The sequence below is a fragment of the Streptomyces sp. NPDC058985 genome, from assembly GCF_042740985.1.
Lineage (GTDB): Bacteria > Actinomycetota > Actinomycetes > Streptomycetales > Streptomycetaceae > Streptomyces.
The window spans coordinates 64,211-84,506 of record NZ_JBHYJX010000018.1 but is presented as its reverse complement, the minus strand read 5'-3'; the positions used below and the strand labels follow the sequence as shown (position 1 = coordinate 84,506).

The window sequence follows — 20,296 nt, the reverse complement described above, 5'->3', positions numbered from 1 at the left end:
TCACGAATGAGCGCGGAGAGGTAAAGCCGCAGGTAAGCCCAGCCTTTCCTTGCTGGCGGGGCGGAAATGATCGGCGTAGATTGGGTGTTGTTAAAAAGTAGAACCGATCCAAACTAGCTCTCCGGGGGATCCCTCATGGCCATCATCGAGACCGAGGCGCCGCTGCACGAGGCGCACCGCGACAACCACACCCACCGCGACGTGAACGGCGGCTGGCTGCGCCCCGCGGTCTTCGGCGCGATGGACGGCCTGGTCTCCAACCTCGCCCTGATGACCGGCGTCGCCGGCGGCGCGGTGAGCCAGCAGACCGTCGTACTGACGGGAATGGCCGGTCTGGCCGCCGGCGCCTTCTCCATGGCCGCCGGCGAGTACACCTCCGTCGCCTCGCAGCGCGAGCTGGTCGAGGCCGAGCTGGACGTGGAGCGCCGGGAGCTGCGAAAGCACCCGAAGGACGAGGAGGCCGAGCTGGCCGCGCTCTACGAGGCCCGTGGCGTCGAACCGCGGCTGGCGCGCGAGGTGGCCCGGCAGCTGTCCAGCGACCCCGAGCAGGCGCTGGAGATACACGCCCGCGAGGAGCTGGGCATCGACCCCTCCGACCTGCCCTCGCCCACCGTCGCCGCCGTGTCGTCCTTCGGTTCCTTCGCGCTGGGCGCCGCGCTGCCCGTGCTGCCGTACCTGCTCGGCGCCTCCGCGCTGTGGCCCGCGGTGCTGCTCGCGCTGGCCGGACTCTTCCTGTGCGGCGCGGTGGTGGCCAAGGTGACGGCGCGCAGCTGGTGGTACAGCGGACTGCGGCAGCTCGCGCTCGGCGGTGCGGCGGCCGGTGTGACGTACGTCCTGGGCACTCTGTTCGGAACGGCCGTAGGATAGCCCGGCTCGAACTTATGCGAGGGGCCGCATAAGTAGCCGTTACTCGCTGGTTTCGAGTACGTAATCTCCGGGCATGAGCCGTAAGCGCTGTGGGCAATGAGGCCGGCCGCGCACCCGTGGGGCGAGCGACGACGCTCATTCCACGCCTTCGGGCCGACGGACACCGACCTGTGCGCTTCGGTCCTCCATAGCTTTCACCGCCGGGCGCGGTATCCCCGCCGCAGCCCCCGGTGTCCGCATGTTGGAATGGATTGTCCCGTTTACCGAGAACCACTCCATCATGTAACCTGCACCAAATTTTGCACCGACACCGCAGAGGGCCAACGTCGTCCCTCGGCACCTGCACATGCCAGATGACGACGACGGGAGAGCCGATGCGTACGCCGCGCCAGCCGTCCCAGCATTCCGCGAGTGGCCAGAACTGGTCCTTCATGGATGCTCGCCCTGCTGCCCAGGGTATGTACGACCCCCGCAACGAGCACGACGCCTGCGGCGTCGGTTTCGTCGCCACTCTCACCGGCGAGGCATCGCACACCCTGGTCGACCAGGCACTCACCGTGCTGCGCAACCTGGAGCACCGCGGCGCCACCGGTTCCGAGCCCGACTCGGGCGACGGCGCGGGCATCCTCTCCCAGGTGCCGGACGCGTTCTTCCGTGAGGTGGCCGGATTCGAGCTGCCCGAGGCCGGGTCGTACGCCGTCGGCATCGCCTTCCTGCCGGGGGACGGCACCGAGGACGCCGTGTCGCGGATCGAGACGATCGCGGGCGAGGAGGGCCTCACCGTCCTCGGCTGGCGCGAGGTGCCGGTCGCCCCGCAGATGCTCGGCGCCACCGCCCGCTCGACCATGCCGGTCTTCCGCCAGATCTTCGTGACGGACGGCGCCTCGCAGGGCATCGCCCTCGACCGCCACGCCTTCGCGCTGCGCAAGCGCGCCGAGCGCGAGGCCGGCGTCTACTTCCCGTCGCTGTCCGCGCGGACCATCGTCTACAAGGGCATGCTGACCACCGGCCAGCTGGAGCCGTTCTTCCCGGACCTGTCCGACCGCCGCTTCGCCTCCGCGATCGCGCTGGTGCACTCCCGGTTCTCCACCAACACCTTCCCGAGCTGGCCGCTCGCCCACCCGTACCGCTTCGTCGCGCACAACGGCGAGATCAACACGGTCAAGGGCAACCGCAACTGGATGCGCGCCCGCGAGTCCCAGCTCGCCTCCGACCTGTTCGGCTCGTCCTCGGACCTGGAGCGGATCTTCCCGGTCTGCACGCCGGACGCCTCGGACTCCGCCTCCTTCGACGAGGTCCTGGAACTGCTGCACCTCGGCGGACGCTCGCTGCCGCACTCCGTGCTGATGATGATCCCGGAGGCGTGGGAGAACCACGACTCCATGAACCCGGACCGGCGCGCCTTCTACCAGTTCCACTCCACGATGATGGAGCCCTGGGACGGCCCCGCCTGCGTCACCTTCACCGACGGCACCCAGGTCGGCGCCGTGCTCGACCGCAACGGCCTGCGCCCCGGCCGCTACTGGGTCACCGACGACGGCCTCGTCGTCCTCGGCTCCGAGGTCGGCGTCCTCGACATCGACCCCGCGAAGGTCGTCCGCAAGGGCCGCCTCCAGCCCGGCCGCATGTTCCTCGTGGACACCGCCGAGCACCGCATCATCGAGGACGACGAGATCAAGGCCCAGCTCGCGGCGGAGAAGCCGTACGCCGAGTGGATCGAGGCCGGCGAGATCGAGCTGTCCGACCTGCCCGAGCGCGAGCACATCGTGCACACCCACGCCTCGGTCACCCGCCGCCAGCAGACCTTCGGCTACACCGAGGAGGAGCTGCGCGTCCTCGTCGCGCCGATGGCCAAGACCGGCGCCGAGCCGATCGGCTCCATGGGCACCGACTCGCCCATCGCCGCGCTGTCCGAGCGCCCCCGGCTGCTCTTCGACTACTTCACCCAGCTCTTCGCGCAGGTCACCAACCCGCCGCTGGACGCCATCCGCGAGGAACTGGTCACCTCGCTGCGCTCCTCGCTGGGCCCGCAGGGCAACCTCCTCGACCCGACGGCGGCCTCCTGCCGCAGCGTCCTGCTGCCCTTCCCGGTGATCGACAACGACGAGCTGGCCAAGCTCATCCACATCAACGCCGACGGCGACATGCCCGGCTTCAAGGCCGCGACCCTCTCCGGTCTCTACCGGGTGCACGGCGGCGGCGACTCACTCGCCGCCCGCATAGAGGAGATCTGCGCCGAGACCGACGCCGCGATCGAGAACGGCGCCCGGCTGATCGTCCTCTCCGACCGGCACTCGGACGCCGAGCACGCGCCGATCCCCTCGCTGCTGCTCACCGCGGCCGTCCACCACCACCTCATCCGCACCAAGCAGCGCACCGAGGTGGGCCTGCTGGTCGAGGCCGGCGACGTCCGCGAGGTCCACCACGTCGCCCTGCTCATCGGCTTCGGCGCCGCCGCCGTCAACCCGTACCTGGCGATGGAGTCCGTCGAGGACCTGGTCCGCGCGGGCACCTTCCTGCAGAGCGACGACGGCGAGCCCGACCAGGCCATCCGGAACCTGATCTACGCCCTCGGCAAGGGCGTCCTCAAGGTCATGTCCAAGATGGGCATCTCCACCGTCGCCTCCTACCGCGGCGCCCAGGTCTTCGAGGCCGTCGGGCTCGACGAGGAGTTCGTCGCCAAGTACTTCAACGGCACCGCCACCAAGATCGGCGGCGTCGGCATCGACGTCGTCGCCAAGGAGGTCGCCGCCCGCCACGCCAAGGCGTACCCGGCCAGCGGCATCGCGCCCGCGCACCGCGCCCTGGAGATCGGTGGCGAGTACCAGTGGCGCCGCGAGGGCGAGCCGCACCTGTTCGACCCGGAGACCGTCTTCCGCCTCCAGCACGCCACGCGCTCCGGCAAGTACGACATCTTCAAGCAGTACACCGAGCGTGTGAACGAGCAGTCCGAGCGCCTGATGACGCTGCGCGGCATGTTCGGGTTCACGTCCGACCGGGCGCCGATCCCCGTCGACGAGGTCGAGCCCGTCTCCGAGATCGTCAAGCGCTTCTCCACCGGCGCCATGTCGTACGGCTCCATCTCCCAGGAGGCGCACGAGACCCTCGCCATCGCCATGAACCAGCTGGGCGGCAAGTCCAACACCGGTGAGGGCGGCGAGGACCCGGAGCGCCTGTACGACCCGGCACGCCGTTCCTCGATCAAGCAGGTCGCCTCCGGCCGCTTCGGCGTCACCAGCGAGTACCTGGTCAACGCGGACGACATCCAGATCAAGATGGCCCAGGGCGCCAAGCCCGGCGAGGGCGGCCAGCTGCCCGGCCACAAGGTGTACCCCTGGGTCGCCAAGACCCGGCACAGCACCCCCGGCGTCGGCCTGATCTCGCCGCCGCCGCACCACGACATCTACTCCATCGAGGACCTCGCCCAGCTGATCCACGACCTCAAGAACGCGAACCCGCAGGCGCGGATTCACGTCAAGCTGGTCTCCGAGGTCGGCGTCGGCACGGTCGCGGCGGGTGTGTCGAAGGCGCACGCGGACGTCGTCCTCATCTCCGGCCACGACGGCGGCACGGGCGCCTCGCCGCTCACCTCGCTGAAGCACGCCGGCGGCCCCTGGGAGCTGGGGCTCGCCGAGACCCAGCAGACGCTGCTGCTCAACGGCCTGCGCGACCGCATCGTCGTGCAGACCGACGGCCAGCTGAAGACCGGCCGGGACGTCGTCATCGCCGCGCTGCTCGGCGCCGAGGAGTTCGGTTTCGCGACCGCGCCGCTCGTCGTCTCCGGCTGCGTCATGATGCGCGTCTGCCACCTGGACACCTGCCCGGTCGGCATCGCCACCCAGAACCCGGTGCTGCGCGACCGGTACTCCGGCAAGGCCGAGTACGTGGTGAACTTCTTCCAGTTCATCGCCGAAGAGGTCCGCGAGATCCTCGCGGAGCTGGGCTTCCGCTCCATCGAGGAGGCCGTCGGCCACGCCGAGACCCTCGATGTCACCCGCGCCGTCAACCACTGGAAGGCGCAGGGCCTCGACCTGGAGCCGCTCTTCCACGTGCCCGCGCTGGCCGAGGGCGCCGTGCGCCACCAGGCCACCGGACAGGACCACGGCCTGGAGAAGGCGCTCGACAACCAGCTGATCAAGCTCGCCTCGGACGCGCTGTCCGCGTCGGACGCCACCCAGGCCGCCCCGGTGCGCGCCCAGGTCGCGATCCGCAACATCAACCGCACGGTCGGCACCATGCTCGGCCACGAGGTGACGAAGAAGTTCGGCGGCGCGGGCCTGCCCGACGACACCGTCGACATCACCTTCACCGGCTCCGCCGGCCAGTCCTTCGGTGCCTTCGTCCCGCGCGGCATCACGCTGCGCCTGGAGGGCGACGCCAACGACTACGTCGGCAAGGGCCTCTCCGGCGGCCGGATCGTCGTCCGTCCGGACCGGGGCGCCGACCACCTCGCCGAGTACTCCACCATCGCCGGCAACACCATCGGCTACGGTGCCACCGGCGGCGAGATGTTCCTGCGCGGCAAGGTCGGCGAGCGCTTCTGCGTCCGCAACTCCGGCGCGCTGGTCGTCTCCGAGGGCGTCGGCGACCACGGCTGCGAGTACATGACCGGCGGTCACGCGGTCGTCCTCGGCGAGACCGGGCGCAACTTCGCGGCCGGCATGTCCGGCGGCATCGCCTACGTCATCGACCTCGACCCCGACAACGTCAACGCCGGCAACGTCGGCGCCGTACAGGCCCTGGACGACGCCGACCGGGACTGGCTGCACGACGTGGTGCGCCGGCACGCCGAGGAGACCGGGTCCACGGTCGCCGAGAAGCTGCTCGCGGACTGGTCCGCCGCGGTGGAGCGGTTCAGCAAGATCATCCCCAGCACGTACCAGGCAGTGCTCGCCGCCAAGGACGCCGCCGAGCGAGCCGGTCTCTCCGAGACCGAGATCACCGAGAAGATGATGGAGGCGGCGACCAATGGCTGACCCCAAGGGCTTTCTCAACCACGGCCGCGAAGTCGCCAAGTCCCGGCCGGTCGAGGAACGCGTCAAGGACTGGAACGAGGTCTACGTCCCCGGCTCCCTGCTGCCGATCATCAGCAAGCAGGCCAGCCGCTGCATGGACTGCGGCATCCCGTTCTGCCACAACGGCTGCCCGCTCGGGAACCTGATCCCCGAGTGGAACGACTACGCCTACCGCGAGGACTGGTCGGCCGCGTCCGAGCGGCTGCACGCCACCAACAACTTCCCGGAGTTCACCGGCCGCCTGTGCCCGGCTCCGTGCGAGGCCGCGTGCGTGCTCGGCATCAACCAGCCGGCGGTCACCATCAAGAACGTCGAGGTCTCCATCATCGACAAGGCGTGGGAGACCGGGGACGTCGCCCCGCAGATCCCGGAGCGCCTGTCCGGCAAGACCGTCGCCGTCATCGGTTCGGGCCCGGCCGGCCTGGCCGCGGCCCAGCAGCTCACCCGGGCCGGTCACACGGTCGCCGTCTACGAGCGCGCGGACCGCGTCGGAGGTCTCCTCCGGTACGGGATCCCCGAGTTCAAGATGGAGAAGCGGCACATCAACCGCCGCATAGAGCAGATGCGCGCGGAGGGCACCCGCTTCCGCACCGGTGTCGAGATCGGCCGCGACCTGAAGGCCGGCGACCTGAAGAAGCGCTACGACGCCGTCGTCATCGCCGTCGGCTCCACCACCGCCCGCGACCTGCCCGTCCCCGGCCGCGAGCTGAACGGCATCCACCAGGCCATGGAGTACCTGCCGCTGGCCAACAAGGTCCAGGAGGGCGACTACGTCGCCCCGCCGATCTCGGCCGAGGGCAAGCACGTCGTCGTCATCGGCGGCGGCGACACCGGCGCCGACTGCGTGGGCACCGCCCACCGCCAGGGCGCGGCCTCCGTCACCCAGCTGGAGATCATGCCCCGGCCGGGCGAGGAGCGGGACGCGGTGCGCCAGCCGTGGCCGACCTTCCCGATGCTGTACAAGGTCACCAGCGCCCACGAGGAGGGCGGCGAGCGGGTCTACGCCGTCTCCACCACCCACTTCGAGGGCGACGAGGACGGCAACGTCCAGTGGCTGCACATGAGCGAGGTCGAGTTCATCGACGGCAAGCTCACCCCGAAGCCGGGCACCGAGCGCAAGATCCCCGCCCAGCTGGTCACCCTCGCCATGGGCTTCACCGGCCCCGACCGGGAGAACGGCCTGGTCGACCAGTTCGGCCTGGACCTGGACGAGCGCGGTAACATCGCCCGGGACGCGGACTTCCAGACCAACGTGCCGGGTGTGTTCGTCGCCGGTGACGCCGGCCGCGGGCAGTCCCTCATCGTCTGGGCGATCGCCGAGGGCCGCTCGGCCGCCCGCGGCGCCGACCGCTTCCTGGCCGGGGCCAGCGATCTGCCGGCCCCGATCCGCCCGACGGACCGCGCACTCGTGGTCTGACGGACGGAACAACCGAAGAACGTCCCGCACAAAGGCGTGCGGAACACTGATGGCGCCTGCCCCGTCCCCGACCGGACCATGGGCAGGCGCCGTCGCATGGGTCAGGGCGCCCGGTAGGCGTCCCCGTACACCTCCCACTCCAGCGGCGTCTGAAGCGTCAGGTTCCCGGCCGCCAGGAACCGGCGCTGGGCGGTGTCGACGCGGGAGGTGTCGATGCCGGGGCGCTTGGCCTCCATGGCCTCGCGGCGGACGTCCAGGAAGGCCCCCAGGTAGTCCCTCTCGGAGCCGCCCCGCGCGGGCGTCCTCGCCTCGGCCATGGCCCGCTCGCGCAGTCCGTAGAAGCCCTCGGCGTCCGTGTCCGGGCCGTGGAAGACCATCGCGTCGTAGTAGACGAACTGCCCCAGCGTGCCGAGGCCGTCCAGCTTGGCGAGGCGGACCGCCGGTTCGAAGTAGACGCGGTCGCGCTCCGCCTCCTGGGCCTCGCGGAACGCGGGAACCTCCGCCTCCGCCCGCCAGGCCGCCGTGAAGCCCGGGTCCAGGCCCTCGTGGGAGTCGGTGCCGTCCACCTCGCGCAGGGCGGGCAGGTACGCGGCCAGGCCGTTGTCCGGGTGGGCCTCGGTGTAGCGCTCGACCAGGGTGAGCAGGTCGTGGGTGCCGGTGCAGAAACCGATGATGCCCGCGGTGTACCCGTCCCCGTCCCCGAGGTCCTCGATGGTGCCGTACGCGGTGCGCCACCGGGTGGTCGAGTTCTCGGCGCTGGACACCAGCTGCTGGGCCAGCTCCTTCTTGGCGGGCGCGGCGAGCCCCGGCGGCAGGCCGGCGATCAGCGCGTCGTCCGCCGCCCGCTCCTGCTCGGCCCGGCCCTTGGCGTCCTCGCGGGACGACGGGGCGGTGGCCGTGGCCGTGGCGGTCGTGGTGTCCGCGGTGCCGCCCGTGTCCTCCGGGTCCGCCGGCACCGCCAGGTACACCCCCGCAGCGATCACGGGAACGGCCCCCAGAAGCAGCACACCGGCACGTCTCATCGCGGGAAACCTCCGCCTGTAGGTACGGCGCTCCGCGCGCCGGGATCACGGCCGTCACCGCCGGTGGGGACGGCGGCGAACAAAATAGCGAATGCCGGTGACCGCTCCGGGAGGCGGGGTGCGCGGTGCCGTAACCTCGGCAGCCACTAGCCGTACGTCAGAGGTGACGGGGGAGTCCGGATGGCCGCGATCAGTCTCACCAAGGTGCGGGAGACGGCGCCCGCGCTGGTCGACCTGTACAAGAGCGCCGGGGTGTCGCTCACCCAGCACGGGCTGGAGGGGGAGAGGGCGGCGGTGTACCTGGTCGTCGACTATTCCGGGTCGATGAAGCCGTACTACAAGGACGGCAGTGTGCAGGCGCTCGCCGACCGGGTGCTCGGACTCTCCGCGCACCTAGACGACGACGGCACCGTGCCCGTGGTGTTCTTCTCCACGGACGTCGACGCGGTCACCGAGATCGCGCTCGCCGACCACGAAGGGCGGATCGAGCGGATCGTGACCGGACTCGGGCACATGGGGAAGACCAGCTACCACCTGGCCATGGACGCCGTCATCGACCACTACCTGGACAGCGGCGCCCGCCACCCCGCCCTGGTCGTCTTCCAGACCGACGGCGGCCCGGTCAACCGGCTCGCGGCGGAACGGTACCTGTGCAAGGCGGCGCCGCTGCCGCTGTTCTGGCAGTTCGTCGGCTTCGGCGACCCGGGCAGCCGCCAGTTCGAGTACCTGCGCAAGCTGGACGAACTGGCGGTGCCGCAGAAGCGGGTCGTGGACAACGCCGGGTTCTTCCACGCGGGCCGCGACCCGCGCCGGGTGACCGACGCCGAGCTGTACGACCGGCTGGTGGGCGAGTTCCCCAAGTGGCTGGTGGCGGCACGCGCGCAGGGCATCGTACGGCCGTAGCGGACGGACGGCGGCGCGCGGTCAGTGCCGCAGCGAGAAGCCCAGCAGGACCTCCGCCGACACCTCCACCGTGCCCGGCGCCAGGTCCCCTGAACCGCCGCTGGCCTTGGCCGCGCGGAAGTGGGCGAAGGGCTCCGCCTCCACGTCCTGGATGTGCAGCACCGGGCCCAGCCGCACGTCCGCCGCCTCCGCGTACACCTGGGCCTTGCGCCGGGCGGCGGCCACCGCCCGGCGCCGTGCCTCGTCCCGCAGCGCCTGCTTGTCGAGCACGTCGAACTCGACGCCGTCGATCCGGTGAGCGCCCGCGTCCACCATGTCCGTGATCAGCTGTTCGAGACCGTCCAGCGCCCGCGTCTCCACCGAGTACGAGGCCTGGCACCGGTAGCCGAGGAGCGTCCGCCCACCGCCGTGACCGTCGTACTCCGAGCTGAGCCCGAGCCGGGAGCCCGAGACCGCGGCGTCCGGTACGCCGTGCCGCCGCAGGACCTCCCGCAGCCGCGACACGGCCGCCCCGGCCTGCTGGAACGCGCGCTCCGGTGTCGGCTCCAGCACGTCCACCGCCGGCTGTACCCGCGCGAGGCCGGGTTCGGTTCGCACCGTGCCCGTACCGGACACGCTGATCCCCCAGGGCTCTTCGATGGCTTTGGTCATACCGGCATTGAAGCACCGCGCCACCCCCTAGGTGTCGCACTCCAGCACCGTCCTGCACAGCCCGCACCGGGCCCGCACCCGTCCGCGCACCGGCACCCTGATCCGCTGATGACAGGTCGGACAGGGGAACGACACGCGCAGCGGTCCGTGCTCCTGCGGTGCGAAGCGGTAGGGGACGTCCGCCGCCGGCCCCGCGACGGGCGCGTCCTGCGCGTGGCGGCGGTCCCGTGCGTAGCGGCGGCGGCCCGCCCAGCCGGCCGCGGTGAGCGGCGGCTGCTGCTCGTCCTGGCGGGCCCGCCGCAGGCCCTTGCCGTACGCCGTGTACGCCTGCGGACTGGTGAACCACACCGACGGGTCCTCGCCGAACACCAGCGCCCGCTTGGCCAGCACGTACCCGAACTCCTCCGGGGTCAGGTAGCCCAGCTTCTGCGAGGACGCCGAGTCCTCCCGGTAGGCGTCCAGCAGCAGCCAGCCGGCGCCCAGGTACGTCGTAGCGGTGTCGGTGAGGATCTCGTTGTCCCGGGTGCCGGGGAAGGACAGGTCGAGACGGTGCAGGTAGACGTGCATCACCTCGTGCGCGAGGGCCGCGCCGATGTCCCGGCGGTGGGTGCGGAAGCGGTCGTTCAGCTCGATGAAGTACTCGGGGCCCGCCGTGAGTTCCACGTTCGCCGCGTGCGTCATCTCGCGGAAGGAGACGATCATCCGGGCGTCGGGCAGCCGGTAGTGCCGCACCAGCTCGTGGGCCACCCGCTGCGTGCCCAGATACAGGTCGTCGGTGTCGCTGAACGCCACGTCGGCCGGGGCCACACTGGCGGAGAACGTCTGCACGGTGTCGTACGACAACCGCCTGTACAGCGCGGTGACCGCCTCGCGCACCGTCGCCAGGTGCGGGAAGCCGTGCTCGACCGGTCCGCCGTTCGCCACGCCCGACCCCCAAGACGCCTGAACCCCGTGTCCGCTCCGAGAGGACCCTCACGACGACTGTACGTCGTTCGGGGCCTGAGACGGTCTGCGGCGACAGCCGCCACGCCCGTAGGGTGGGCGTCCATGACCACCAGCAACACGGATGCCGTCGACCCCGCCGTTCGCGAGGAGCTGGCCCGGCTGCGGGACAGCATCGACAACATCGACGCGGCCGTCGTCCACATGCTCGCCGAGCGCTTCAAGTGCACCCAGCAGGTCGGCCACCTCAAGGCCCGCCACCAGCTGCCGCCCGGGGATCCGGCCCGTGAGGCGAAGCAGATCGCCCGGCTGCGCGCCCTCGCCGAGAGCGCCAAGCTGGACCCGGCGTTCGCCGAGAAGTTCCTGAACTTCATCATCGCCGAGGTGATCCACCACCACGAGCGCATCGCGGAGAACTCGGCCTCCGGCTGACCCGGCGGCGGCGCCCCCGCCCGCCGGGGCGCGCGCCGGACATTCTCCGCGTACCGAACCGCCCCTGTGCCCTGCCGACGGCATCAGGCAGCATGTCGTTCATGTCCGTACTGACGCGCGACGAAGCGCAGACCCGTTCCCGGCTCCTCGACGTCCACCACTACGCGATCGACCTCGATCTGACCCGTGGGGACGAGACCTTCGACTCCCGCACCGTCATCCGCTTCACCGTCCGCGACGACACGGACAGCACGGACACCTTCGTCGAGGTCAGGCCCGCCGAGCTGCGCACCGTCACACTGGACGGACAACCCCTCGACCCGGCCGCCCTGGACGACAACAGGCTCGCCCTGAAGCCCCTCACCCCGGGCGAGCACGAGCTGCGCGTCGAGGCGGCCATGCGCTACTCCAGCACCGGCGAGGGCATGCACCGCTTCACCGACCCCGCCGACGGCGAGACCTACGTCTACACCCAGCTGTTCCTGGACGACGTGCAGCGCGTCTTCGCCGCCTTCGACCAGCCCGACCTCAAGGCCGTCTTCGACCTCACCGTCACCGCCCCCGAGGGCTGGACCGTGCTCGCCAACGGCGTCACCGAGCACCTGGGCGACGGCCGCTGGAAGGCCGCCACCACCCCGCTGATCTCCACCTACCTCGTCGCCGTCGCCGCCGGCCCCTGGCACTCCGTGCGCACCGAGCACCGCGGCCTGCCCTTCGGCATCCACTGCCGCCGCTCGCTCGCCCGCCACCTCGACGCCGACGCCGGCGAACTGCTCGACGTCACCCGCGCCTGCTTCGACCGCTACCACGAGAAGTTCACCGAGCCCTACCCCTTCGACTCCTACGACCAGGCGTTCGTCCCCGAGTTCAACGCCGGCGCCATGGAGAACCCCGGACTGGTCACCTTCCGCGACGAGTTCGTCTTCCGGTCCGCGGTCACCGAGACGCAGCGGCAGACCCGCGCCATGGTCATCGCCCACGAGATGGCCCACATGTGGTTCGGCGACCTCGTCACCCTCCGGTGGTGGGACGACATCTGGCTGAACGAGTCCTTCGCCGAGTACATGGGCTACCAGACCACCGCCGAGGCCACCCGCTTCGCCGACACCTGGACCGACTTCGGCGTCACCCGCAAGGCCTGGGGCTACGACGCTGACCAGCGCCCCTCCACCCACCCCGTCGCCCCGGAGAACGTCGAGGACACCGCCTCCGCCCTGCTCAACTTCGACGGCATCTCCTACGCCAAGGGCGCCTCCGCCCTGCGCCAGCTCGTCACCTGGCTCGGCGAGAAGGACTTCCTGGCCGGCATCAACATCCACTTCGAGCGCCACAAGTTCGGCAACGCCGCCCTCGCCGACTTCATCGACTCCCTCGCCGCCGCCACCGACCGCGACGTCCACGCCTGGGCCGACGCCTGGCTGCGCACCACCGGCGTCGACACCCTCACCCCGCGCGTCACCGGCGACAACGGCGGCCGGCTGCTCGCCGTCGACCGGGCCGGCAGCCGCCCGCACCGCGTCGCCGTCGGCCTCTACGACCGCGACCTCACCGACGAGGGCCGCCTCACCCTGCGCGAACGCCTCGACGTCGACCTGCCCCAGGCCGAACCCCGGCCCATCGGCAAGCTGCCCGCCCTGGTCGTCCTCAACGACGGCGACCTCACCTACGCCAAGGTCCGCTTCGACGCCGAGTCCTTCCGGACCGTCCGCGAGGGCCTGTCCGGACTGCCCGACCCGCTCACCCGGGCCGTCGTCTGGAACGCCCTGCGGGACGCGGTGCGCGACGGCGAACTCCCCGCCGGCACCTACCTGGACATCGCCCGCGCCCACCTCCCGTACGAGACCGACCTCGCCCTCGTCGACGGCGTCCTCGCCTTCGCCGCCGGCCAGGTCGCCGACCGGTACGTCACGCCCGAGCGGCGGCCGGCCGCGCTGTCCACCCTCGCCGAGCTGTGCCGCGACCTCATCCGCCGCACCGAGGACGGCGACCACCCCGGGCTGCGCCTCATCGCTGTACGCCACCGCATCGCCACCGCCGCCCACCCCGACACCATCGCCGCCTGGCTCGCCGACGGCACCGTGCCCGGCGGCCCGGAGCTGGACCCCGAGCTGCGCTGGCGCATCCTCACCCGCCTCGCCGTCCTCGGCGCCACCGGCGAGGAGGCCATCGCCGCCGAACTCGCCCGGGACCCCAGCGCCACCGGCCAGGAGGGCGCCGCCCGCTGCCGCGCCGCGCTGCCCGACGCCGAGGCCAAGAGCCGGGCCTGGGAGGCCATGTTCGCCACCGACGACCTCTCCAACTACCTGTTCACCGCCACCGCCCAGGGCTTCTGGCAGCCCGAACAGGCCGACCTGGTGCGGGACTACGTGCCGCGCTACTACGCCGAGGCGGTCGCGGTCGCCGCCCGCCGCGGCCCCGCCATCGCCGACGCCGCCGGCCGCTGGGCCTTCCCCGGCCACGCCGTCGACGACGCCAACCTGCGCCTCGGCCGGGAATGCCTCGCCGGCGACGGCCCGATCCCCGCCCTGCGCCGCAAGCTCGCCGACCAGCTGGACGACCTGGCCCGGGCGTTGCGGGTGCGGGAGGCGGACGCGCGCTGAATCCCGCCGCGGCCGGTTCCCCTCCCCGGGGAACCGGCCGCGGGCGTACACCCTTTCGGGTGTGATCGTTGGGCTGTCCGGGCGTACTCACGCGTTCGCGTCCAAGCTGGAGCTCCCAGCCCCCGCGCCCGGAGGACAGCCCATGGGCCCGCCATCCCGCACCCCGGGCCCGCACGGCACCCATGCCCTGCGGCCCCCGCCCGCCCCCGGCCACCCACCGCGCCGCGCCGCCCCGCCACCCGGCCACCCACCGCGCCGTGGCCTCTCGTCGCGTTCCGCCGTGCCGCCGACCGGACCGACGGCCGGCCTCCCGCCGTTCCGCGGCCCCGTGCGGTGCCCCGGGGCGGCCGGGAGGACGGCTCAGGCCGCCCGTCGGGGCGCCGGCACGCCCCGTGCCCGTGGCCCCGCGCCCACCGAGGGTGCCGTCGGGCTCGTGCGTACCGAGGGCGCCGCCCGTCCGTGCGGGCCCCCGCCCGGCCTCGCCCCCGGAAGCCGCGCCCCGCGGCTCCCGCCTCCCGGCCTCCCCGCCCGTTCCGCGGAGCGGGCCGCACGCCGTACACCCGTGGAATCCACCCTGGAAGGACCCGCCCCGCGATGAACGCCACCGCGCCCGACGACGCCCCCCGCGACCTCGTGGGCATCGGTATCGGCCCCTTCAACCTCTCCCTCGCGGCGCTCGCCGACCCCCTCGGCGGGCTCGACGCCGTGTTCTACGACCAGCGCCCGGCCTTCCACTGGCACCCCGGACTGCTCATCGACGGCGCGCGCGTCCAGGTGCCCTTCCTGGCCGATCTGGTCACCCTCGCCGACCCGGCGAGTCCCTGGACCTTCCTCAACCACCTCAAGGCCAGAGACCGCCTGTTCCCCTTCTACTTCGCCGAGCGCTTCCACATCCGGCGCGCCGAGTACGACGCCTACTGCCGCTGGGTCGCCGAGCGCCTGCCCTCGCTCCGCTTCCACCACCAGGTCGACGCCGTCCGCTGGAACCCCGAACGCGAGCTGTTCGAGGTCGACTACACCCAGCTCGACGCGGAGGGCGAGGCCGAGGCCCTCGGCCGCACCCACACCCGCAACGTCGTCCTCGGCGTCGGCACCGAGCCCGACGTCCCGGACCCGCTGCGCCCCCTCGTCGACGCGCCCGGCGTGCCCGTCCTGCACGCCGCCGACTACCTCGACCACCGCGACGCGCTCCTCGCCGCCGGGCACGTCACCGTCATCGGCACCGGTCAGTCCGGCGCGGAGATCTTCCTGGACCTGCTCCGCCACCGGCCCGCCGGCCGCGAGCGGCTGCACTGGCTGGGCCGCAGCGAGGCGTTCGCCCCCATGGAGTACTCCAAGCTCGGCCTGGAGCACTTCACCCCCGACTACACCCGCTACTTCCACGGTCTGGCCGAACAGGTCCGCGACCGCCTCGTCGCCTCCCAGTGGCAGCTGCACAAGGGCATCGACGCGGACACGGCCGCCGACATCCACGACGAGCTGTACCGCCGCACCCTCGACGGCGGCTGGCCCGACACCGTCCTCACCCCCGGTGTGCACGTCCGCACCGCCGGCCGCGTCGCCACCACCAGGATCGAACTCCACCTGGAGCACGCCCAGCAGAAGACCCGCTCCCGCCTCACCACCGACGCCGTCGTCCTCGCCACCGGCTACCGCGAGCGCCCCCTCGGCCGCATCCTGGCCGGCCTCGACCCCTACATGCGCCGCGACGGCCGCGAACGCCCCCGCGTCGACGACCGGTTCCGCCTCCTGCTCGACCCCTGCGTCGGCGGCTCCGTCTACGTCCAGAACGCCGAGACGCACACCCACGGCGTGGGCGCCCCCGACCTCGGCCTCGCCGCCTGGCGCAGCGCGACCATCCTCAACGACCTGACCGGGCAGGAGCCGTACCCCCTGCCCGGCCGTACCGCCTTCACCACCTTCGGCCTGGAGAGCGGACAGCCGCAGATCCCGTCCGCGCGCCGCCCCCGGGCGCTCACCCCCCTGGTGGACGGCGTCTGAGGCCCGCCCGGCGGACCCGGATCAGAACACCGGCGTGCCGTCCCGCGTCAGCGACCAGTCCACGGACGCGAAGTCCTTCGGGTCCAGCACACCCTTCGCCGTCACCCACTCGGCGATGCGCGTGCGGATCTCCGTCGACTCCGCCCACACCTCCTTGGCCGACGCCACGTGCGGGAAGGCACCGCCGCCGTTGGCCCGGTAGTTGTTCACGGCCAGCACGAACTGCTGGCTGTCGGCGAGCGGCGCACCGCCGTGGGCGAGGTTCCTGATCCGCGACCCCGCCTCCTGCGCGATGTCGATCTCGTACGTCAGCCCCGACACGTAGTCGTAGTTGTAGTCCGGGCGGCCGCCCGCGTTGGTCAGCTTGTCCACGTCCACGGGAGCACCGGCGGCCGTCCGGACGTAGTACTCCGCCGAGTACTCCAGGTAGGCCCGCACCTGCGCGCCCGTCAGCACCTTCGCGACCAGCGTGTTGTCGTACACGTACAGGCTCGACAGGTCCCGGATGGTCACGTCGCCGGCCGGGATCTCGGAGGTCCGGGAGAACGGCGACGCCTGCGCCAGCACCGGCAGCGACGCGTACTCGGTGCCCGCCAGCGCCTCCTTGACCACGTCCTCCTGCACCTTGGTGATCAGGTCGATGATCGGGGCGTCCTTGTACCGTGCCTCCACCGTCGTCAGCGCCTCGGTGGCGGTGCCGACGACCTGGTTGACGTACGCCACGACCTTCGCGTGCTCGTCGGTCAGCAGTCTGGTGATCCTCGGGTCGTCGGCGACCGTGTTGGTGTTGCGCAGCGACGCCTTCACCGACTCCACGTGCCACCGGCCGCGTTCGAATGCCAGCTCGAAGTCGAAGAGGGTGAGCCGCTCGGCGTAGCACAGCGGCTCCGACAGAACGACGGTCTTCCCGGTCCGGTCGTTGACGACCTTCAGCTCCGCGATCTCCTGGTGCGCGTGCCCGACCAGGATCGCGTCGATGCCCGGCACCTGCTTCGCCACGTTGGCCGCCGCGTTCTCGACGTACGGGAGCTGGTCGCCGTAGGAGGACGTGCCCGAGGAGCCGGAGTGCGCCGAGACGACCACCACGTCGGCGCCCATCGAGCGCAGCTTCGGCACCCACTTCGCCGCCTGCTCCTCCAGCCCCGGGAAGGCGAGCTTCCCCTGCACGTACGCCTTGTCCCAGATCGCGATGCCGGGGTTGGTCAGGCCCAGCACCGCCACCTTCACCGGCGGCGCGCCCTTCACCCGGAAGGTCTTCATGAAGTACGGCGGGAACGCGGGCCGCAGTGTCCTCGCGTCGACGGCGTTCGCGCCGAGCAGCGGGAAGTCGCACTGCTCCTCGAACTTGCGCAGCGTCTCGATGCCGTAGTTGAACTCGTGGTTGCCGAGCGCCACCGCGTCGTACCCGATGGCGTTCATCGCCTGGGCCATCGGGTGCACCGGGCCGCCCTTGGCGGTGATCGGGTCCACCTTCGCGTAGTAGTACGTCAGCGGGGTGCCCTGGATGGTGTCGCCCGCGTCGAGGAGCAGCGTGTTGTGGCGGCCCTTCTCCTCGCGGACCTGGTCGACCAGGGCCGAGATGCGCGCCAGCCCCTGCGCGTTGCCCGCCGCGTCCGTGTACTCGGCGTCCTTGAAGTAGTCCCAGTTGAAGACGTGTCCGTGCAGGTCGGTGGTGCCCAGCACGGTCAGCGCGTACCGCTTGGGCCGCCTGCGGCCGCGGTGCGCGGCGGGCGCCGCCTCGGCCGCCGGAGCCGCCGCCGCACCGGCCAGCGCCACCCCCGCTCCCGTCACTGCGGACCTGCTCAGAAACTTCCGGCGGTTGAACGGCATGACGGGATCTCCTCGACTCCACGGCATCAACAACGCGCGTAGATTCCTGCGTGATCACCTCGCCTGTCAACAGTGGGTCGCTCAATTGCCCGAAAGGCGCAATAAGAACCGCCCGGAATGCTCATCGGAGCGCCCCGGCGCACAATTCAACACTTGTCAATAACCCTTTACTCAAAGGTTGTTGAGTGGTCATACGTGGCCAATTCGCTACTGGCCGGTAAGTCATAGGCTCGACCCATGCGCCGAGCGAAGATCGTCTGCACTCTTGGGCCCGCCACCGACTCGTACGACCAGATCAAGGACCTGGTCGACGCCGGAATGGACATCGCCCGCTTCAATTTCAGCCACGGCACCCATGCCGAACACGAAGAGCGCTACCGCCGTGTCCGGAAGGCGTCCGACGAGACCGGCCGCAGCGTCGGTGCCCTCGCCGACCTTCAGGGTCCGAAGATCCGCCTCGGCCACTTCGGTGAGGGGCCCGTACTCCTTGAACGCGGCGACACCTTCACCATCACCGTCGAGGAGGGCGTCGAGGGCGACCGCCACACCTGCGGCACCACGTACGCCGGTCTCGCCGCCGACGTCACCCCCGGTGAGCGCGTCCTCGTCGACGACGGCAAGGTCTGCCTGGAGGTCACCGGCGTCGACGGGCCCCGCGTCCGCACCACGGTGATCGAGGGCGGCATGGTCTCCGACCACAAGGGCCTCAACCTCCCGGGCGTCGCGGTGTCCGTCCCCGCCCTGTCGAAGAAGGACGAGGACGACCTGCGCTGGGCCCTGCGCAGCGGCTTCGACGTGATCGCGCTGTCCTTCGTGCGCAGCGGGCGGGACATCCTCGACGTGCACCGCATCATGGACGAGGAGGGCCGCCGCCTTCCCGTCATCGCCAAGGTCGAGAAGCCGCAGGCCGTGGAGGACATCGAGGGCATCGTCGCGGCCTTCGACGGCATCATGGTCGCCCGCGGCGACCTCGGCGTCGAGATGCCCCTGGAGCAGGTGCCGATCGTCCAGAAGCGCGCGATCAAGCTGGCGAAGCGCAACGCCAAGCCCGTGATCGTCGCCACCCAGATGCTCGACTCGATGATCGACAACGCCCGTCCCACCCGCGCGGAGGCCTCCGACGTCGCCAACGCGGTCATCGACGGCACGGACGCGGTGATGCTCTCCGGCGAGACGAGCGTCGGCAAGCACGCGACCGACACGGTGCGCACCATGGCCCGGATCGTGGAGGCGGCCGAAGAGGACATCCTGGCCAAGGGCCTGCCCCCGCTGACCGAGCGCAACAAGCCCCGCACCCAGGGCGGCGCGGTGGCCCGGGCCGCGGCGGAGATGGGCGACTTCCTCGGCGCGAAGTTCCTGGTGGCCTTCACTCAGTCCGGCGACACCGTCCGCCGCCTGTCCCGCTACCGCTCGCCCATCCCGCTGCTCGCCTTCACCCCGGAGCCGGCCACCCGCTCGCAGCTGAGCCTGACCTGGGGGGTGGAGACCTTCCTGGGCCCGCACGTGGACTCCACGGACGCCATGGTCGACCAGGTGGACGAGCTGCTCACCAGGTACGGCCGGTGTCAGAAGGGCGACGTCGTGGTCATCACGGCGGGCTCACCGCCCGGGGTCTCGGGTACGACGAACCTGGTGCGGGTGCATCACATCGGGGAGGACGACCGCTGAACGGGTGCCTCGACGGATCTGAGGGATGCCTTCGAAATGAAGGTAAAGTGCCCCGGGTGGGACTCGAACCCACACTGAATGCCTTTTGAGGGCATCGTCTCTGCCGATTGGACTACCGGAGCCTCTTCGAACCGAAGGTCAGTGTAGCCCCTCGGTGACTCAAAGATACAGGAGCTAGGTAGGCTCTTGTCAGCGGTACCCCTGCCCCGAACTAGGAGCTCACGTGACCTCCCCCGAGTCGCCCCAGCCCGTAGACGTGCCCGACGACGACAAGTCGCACGTGCCCCCGCTGACGACCCGTGTCGTCATCGCCGAGGACGAGGCGCTCATCCGGCTGGACCTCAAAGAGATGCTGGAGGAGGAGGGTTACTCCGTCGTCGGCGAGGCCGGGGACGGGGAGCAGGCCGTGGAGCTGGCCCGCGAGCACCGGCCGGACCTGGTGATCCTCGACGTGAAGATGCCCAAGCTGGACGGCATCTCCGCGGCCGAGAGGATCGCCGAGGAGAGCATCGCGCCGGTGCTGATGCTCACCGCGTTCTCCCAGCGCGACCTGGTGGAGCGGGCCCGGGACGCCGGCGCCATGGCGTACCTCGTGAAGCCGTTCAGCAAGAGCGACGTCGTTCCGGCGATCGAGATGGCCGTCTCGCGGTTCACGGAGCTGAAGGAGCTGGAGAAGGAGGTCGCCGACCTCAGCCAGCGCCTGGAGACGCGGAAGCTGGTGGACCGGGCCAAGTCGGTGCTCCAGACGGAGTACGGCCTGACCGAGCCGGCCGCCTTCCGCTGGATCCAGAAGACCTCCATGGACCGGCGGATGTCGATGCAGCAGGTGGCCGAGGCGGTCATCCAGGATGCCGACGAGAAGAAGGCGGCCAAGGGCTGACACCCGGGACCACGAGAGAGGCCCGCACCCCCGAGGGGGCGCGGGCCTCTCTCGTGGTCCCGCGGACG

General features: G+C 71.3%; 13 protein-coding genes and 1 tRNA gene. 9 read left to right on the top strand and 5 right to left on the bottom strand.

Annotated elements, in window-relative coordinates:
- Positions 1-135 precede the first annotated feature (135 nt).
- The 3 genes from ACFW01_RS18245 to ACFW01_RS18235 all read left to right on the top strand — a co-directional run bounded on the left by ACFW01_RS18245 (position 136) and on the right by ACFW01_RS18235 (position 7,299).
- The gene (locus ACFW01_RS18245; RefSeq protein ID WP_234953631.1) at positions 136-867 is read left to right on the top strand and encodes a VIT1/CCC1 transporter family protein; all 732 of its coding nucleotides are present in this window, start codon (positions 136-138) and stop codon (positions 865-867) included.
- Between the two features lie 374 nt (positions 868-1,241).
- Entirely contained in the window at positions 1,242-5,843 is a 4,602-nt protein-coding gene (gltB, locus tag ACFW01_RS18240) for a glutamate synthase large subunit (protein WP_384504546.1), read from the top strand.
- Positions 5,836-7,299, top strand: coding sequence for a glutamate synthase subunit beta (locus ACFW01_RS18235; RefSeq protein ID WP_234953626.1), 1,464 nt, complete (start codon positions 5,836-5,838; stop codon positions 7,297-7,299). The genes gltB and ACFW01_RS18235 overlap by 8 nt, the downstream gene beginning before the upstream one ends.
- A 101-nt stretch (positions 7,300-7,400) precedes the next feature.
- Here the strand turns inward: ACFW01_RS18235 and ACFW01_RS18230 are convergent, their stop codons facing one another.
- Positions 7,401-8,321 (bottom strand): chitosanase, encoded by a 921-nt coding sequence (locus tag ACFW01_RS18230; protein ID WP_384504541.1) that lies wholly within the window; start codon positions 8,319-8,321, stop codon positions 7,401-7,403.
- A gap of 180 nt (positions 8,322-8,501) precedes the next feature.
- On the opposite strand from ACFW01_RS18230, the gene ACFW01_RS18225 reads away from it, so the two are divergent.
- On the top strand, positions 8,502-9,224 hold the full coding sequence (locus ACFW01_RS18225) for a VWA domain-containing protein (RefSeq protein ID WP_234953620.1): 723 nt from the start codon (positions 8,502-8,504) through the stop codon (positions 9,222-9,224).
- A 21-nt stretch (positions 9,225-9,245) separates the two neighbouring features.
- Here ACFW01_RS18225 and ACFW01_RS18220 read toward each other — a convergent pair whose 3' ends face one another.
- Together ACFW01_RS18220 and ACFW01_RS18215 are read right to left on the bottom strand one after the other, a co-directional pair.
- Positions 9,246-9,875, bottom strand: coding sequence for an SIMPL domain-containing protein (locus ACFW01_RS18220; protein ID WP_384504537.1), 630 nt, complete (start codon positions 9,873-9,875; stop codon positions 9,246-9,248).
- Between the two features lie 27 nt (positions 9,876-9,902).
- Positions 9,903-10,799, bottom strand: a complete 897-nt coding sequence (locus ACFW01_RS18215; protein WP_384504534.1) for a hypothetical protein — start codon at positions 10,797-10,799, stop codon at positions 9,903-9,905.
- A gap of 123 nt (positions 10,800-10,922) precedes the next feature.
- Between ACFW01_RS18215 and ACFW01_RS18210 the strand changes: the two genes are divergently transcribed.
- The 3 genes from ACFW01_RS18210 (at position 10,923) to ACFW01_RS18200 (ending at position 15,850) form a co-directional block, all read left to right on the top strand.
- Complete coding sequence (locus tag ACFW01_RS18210; RefSeq protein WP_376304285.1) at positions 10,923-11,249, top strand: chorismate mutase; 327 nt, start codon at positions 10,923-10,925, stop codon at positions 11,247-11,249.
- Positions 11,250-11,350: 101 nt separating this feature from the next.
- Complete coding sequence (gene pepN / locus ACFW01_RS18205; RefSeq protein ID WP_234953608.1) at positions 11,351-13,849, top strand: aminopeptidase N; 2,499 nt, start codon at positions 11,351-11,353, stop codon at positions 13,847-13,849.
- 594 nt (positions 13,850-14,443) lie between these two features.
- Positions 14,444-15,850 (top strand): lysine N(6)-hydroxylase/L-ornithine N(5)-oxygenase family protein, encoded by a 1,407-nt coding sequence (locus tag ACFW01_RS18200; protein ID WP_384504530.1) that lies wholly within the window; start codon positions 14,444-14,446, stop codon positions 15,848-15,850.
- Positions 15,851-15,871: 21 nt separating this feature from the next.
- Here the strand turns inward: ACFW01_RS18200 and ACFW01_RS18195 are convergent, their stop codons facing one another.
- On the bottom strand, positions 15,872-17,680 hold the full coding sequence (locus ACFW01_RS18195; RefSeq protein WP_234953602.1) for a 5'-nucleotidase C-terminal domain-containing protein: 1,809 nt from the start codon (positions 17,678-17,680) through the stop codon (positions 15,872-15,874).
- A gap of 237 nt (positions 17,681-17,917) precedes the next feature.
- Here ACFW01_RS18195 and pyk point away from each other — a divergent pair, with 237 nt between their 5' ends.
- Positions 17,918-19,348, top strand: a complete 1,431-nt coding sequence (gene pyk, locus ACFW01_RS18190; RefSeq protein ID WP_234953599.1) for a pyruvate kinase — start codon at positions 17,918-17,920, stop codon at positions 19,346-19,348.
- Positions 19,349-19,396: 48 nt separating this feature from the next.
- Here pyk and ACFW01_RS18185 read toward each other — a convergent pair.
- A tRNA-Leu gene (locus ACFW01_RS18185) sits at positions 19,397-19,470 on the bottom strand.
- Between the two features lie 101 nt (positions 19,471-19,571).
- On the opposite strand from ACFW01_RS18185, the gene ACFW01_RS18180 reads away from it, so the two are divergent.
- Positions 19,572-20,228, top strand: coding sequence for a response regulator (locus ACFW01_RS18180; protein WP_234953597.1), 657 nt, complete (start codon positions 19,572-19,574; stop codon positions 20,226-20,228).
- Positions 20,229-20,296: the final 68 nt, after the last annotated feature.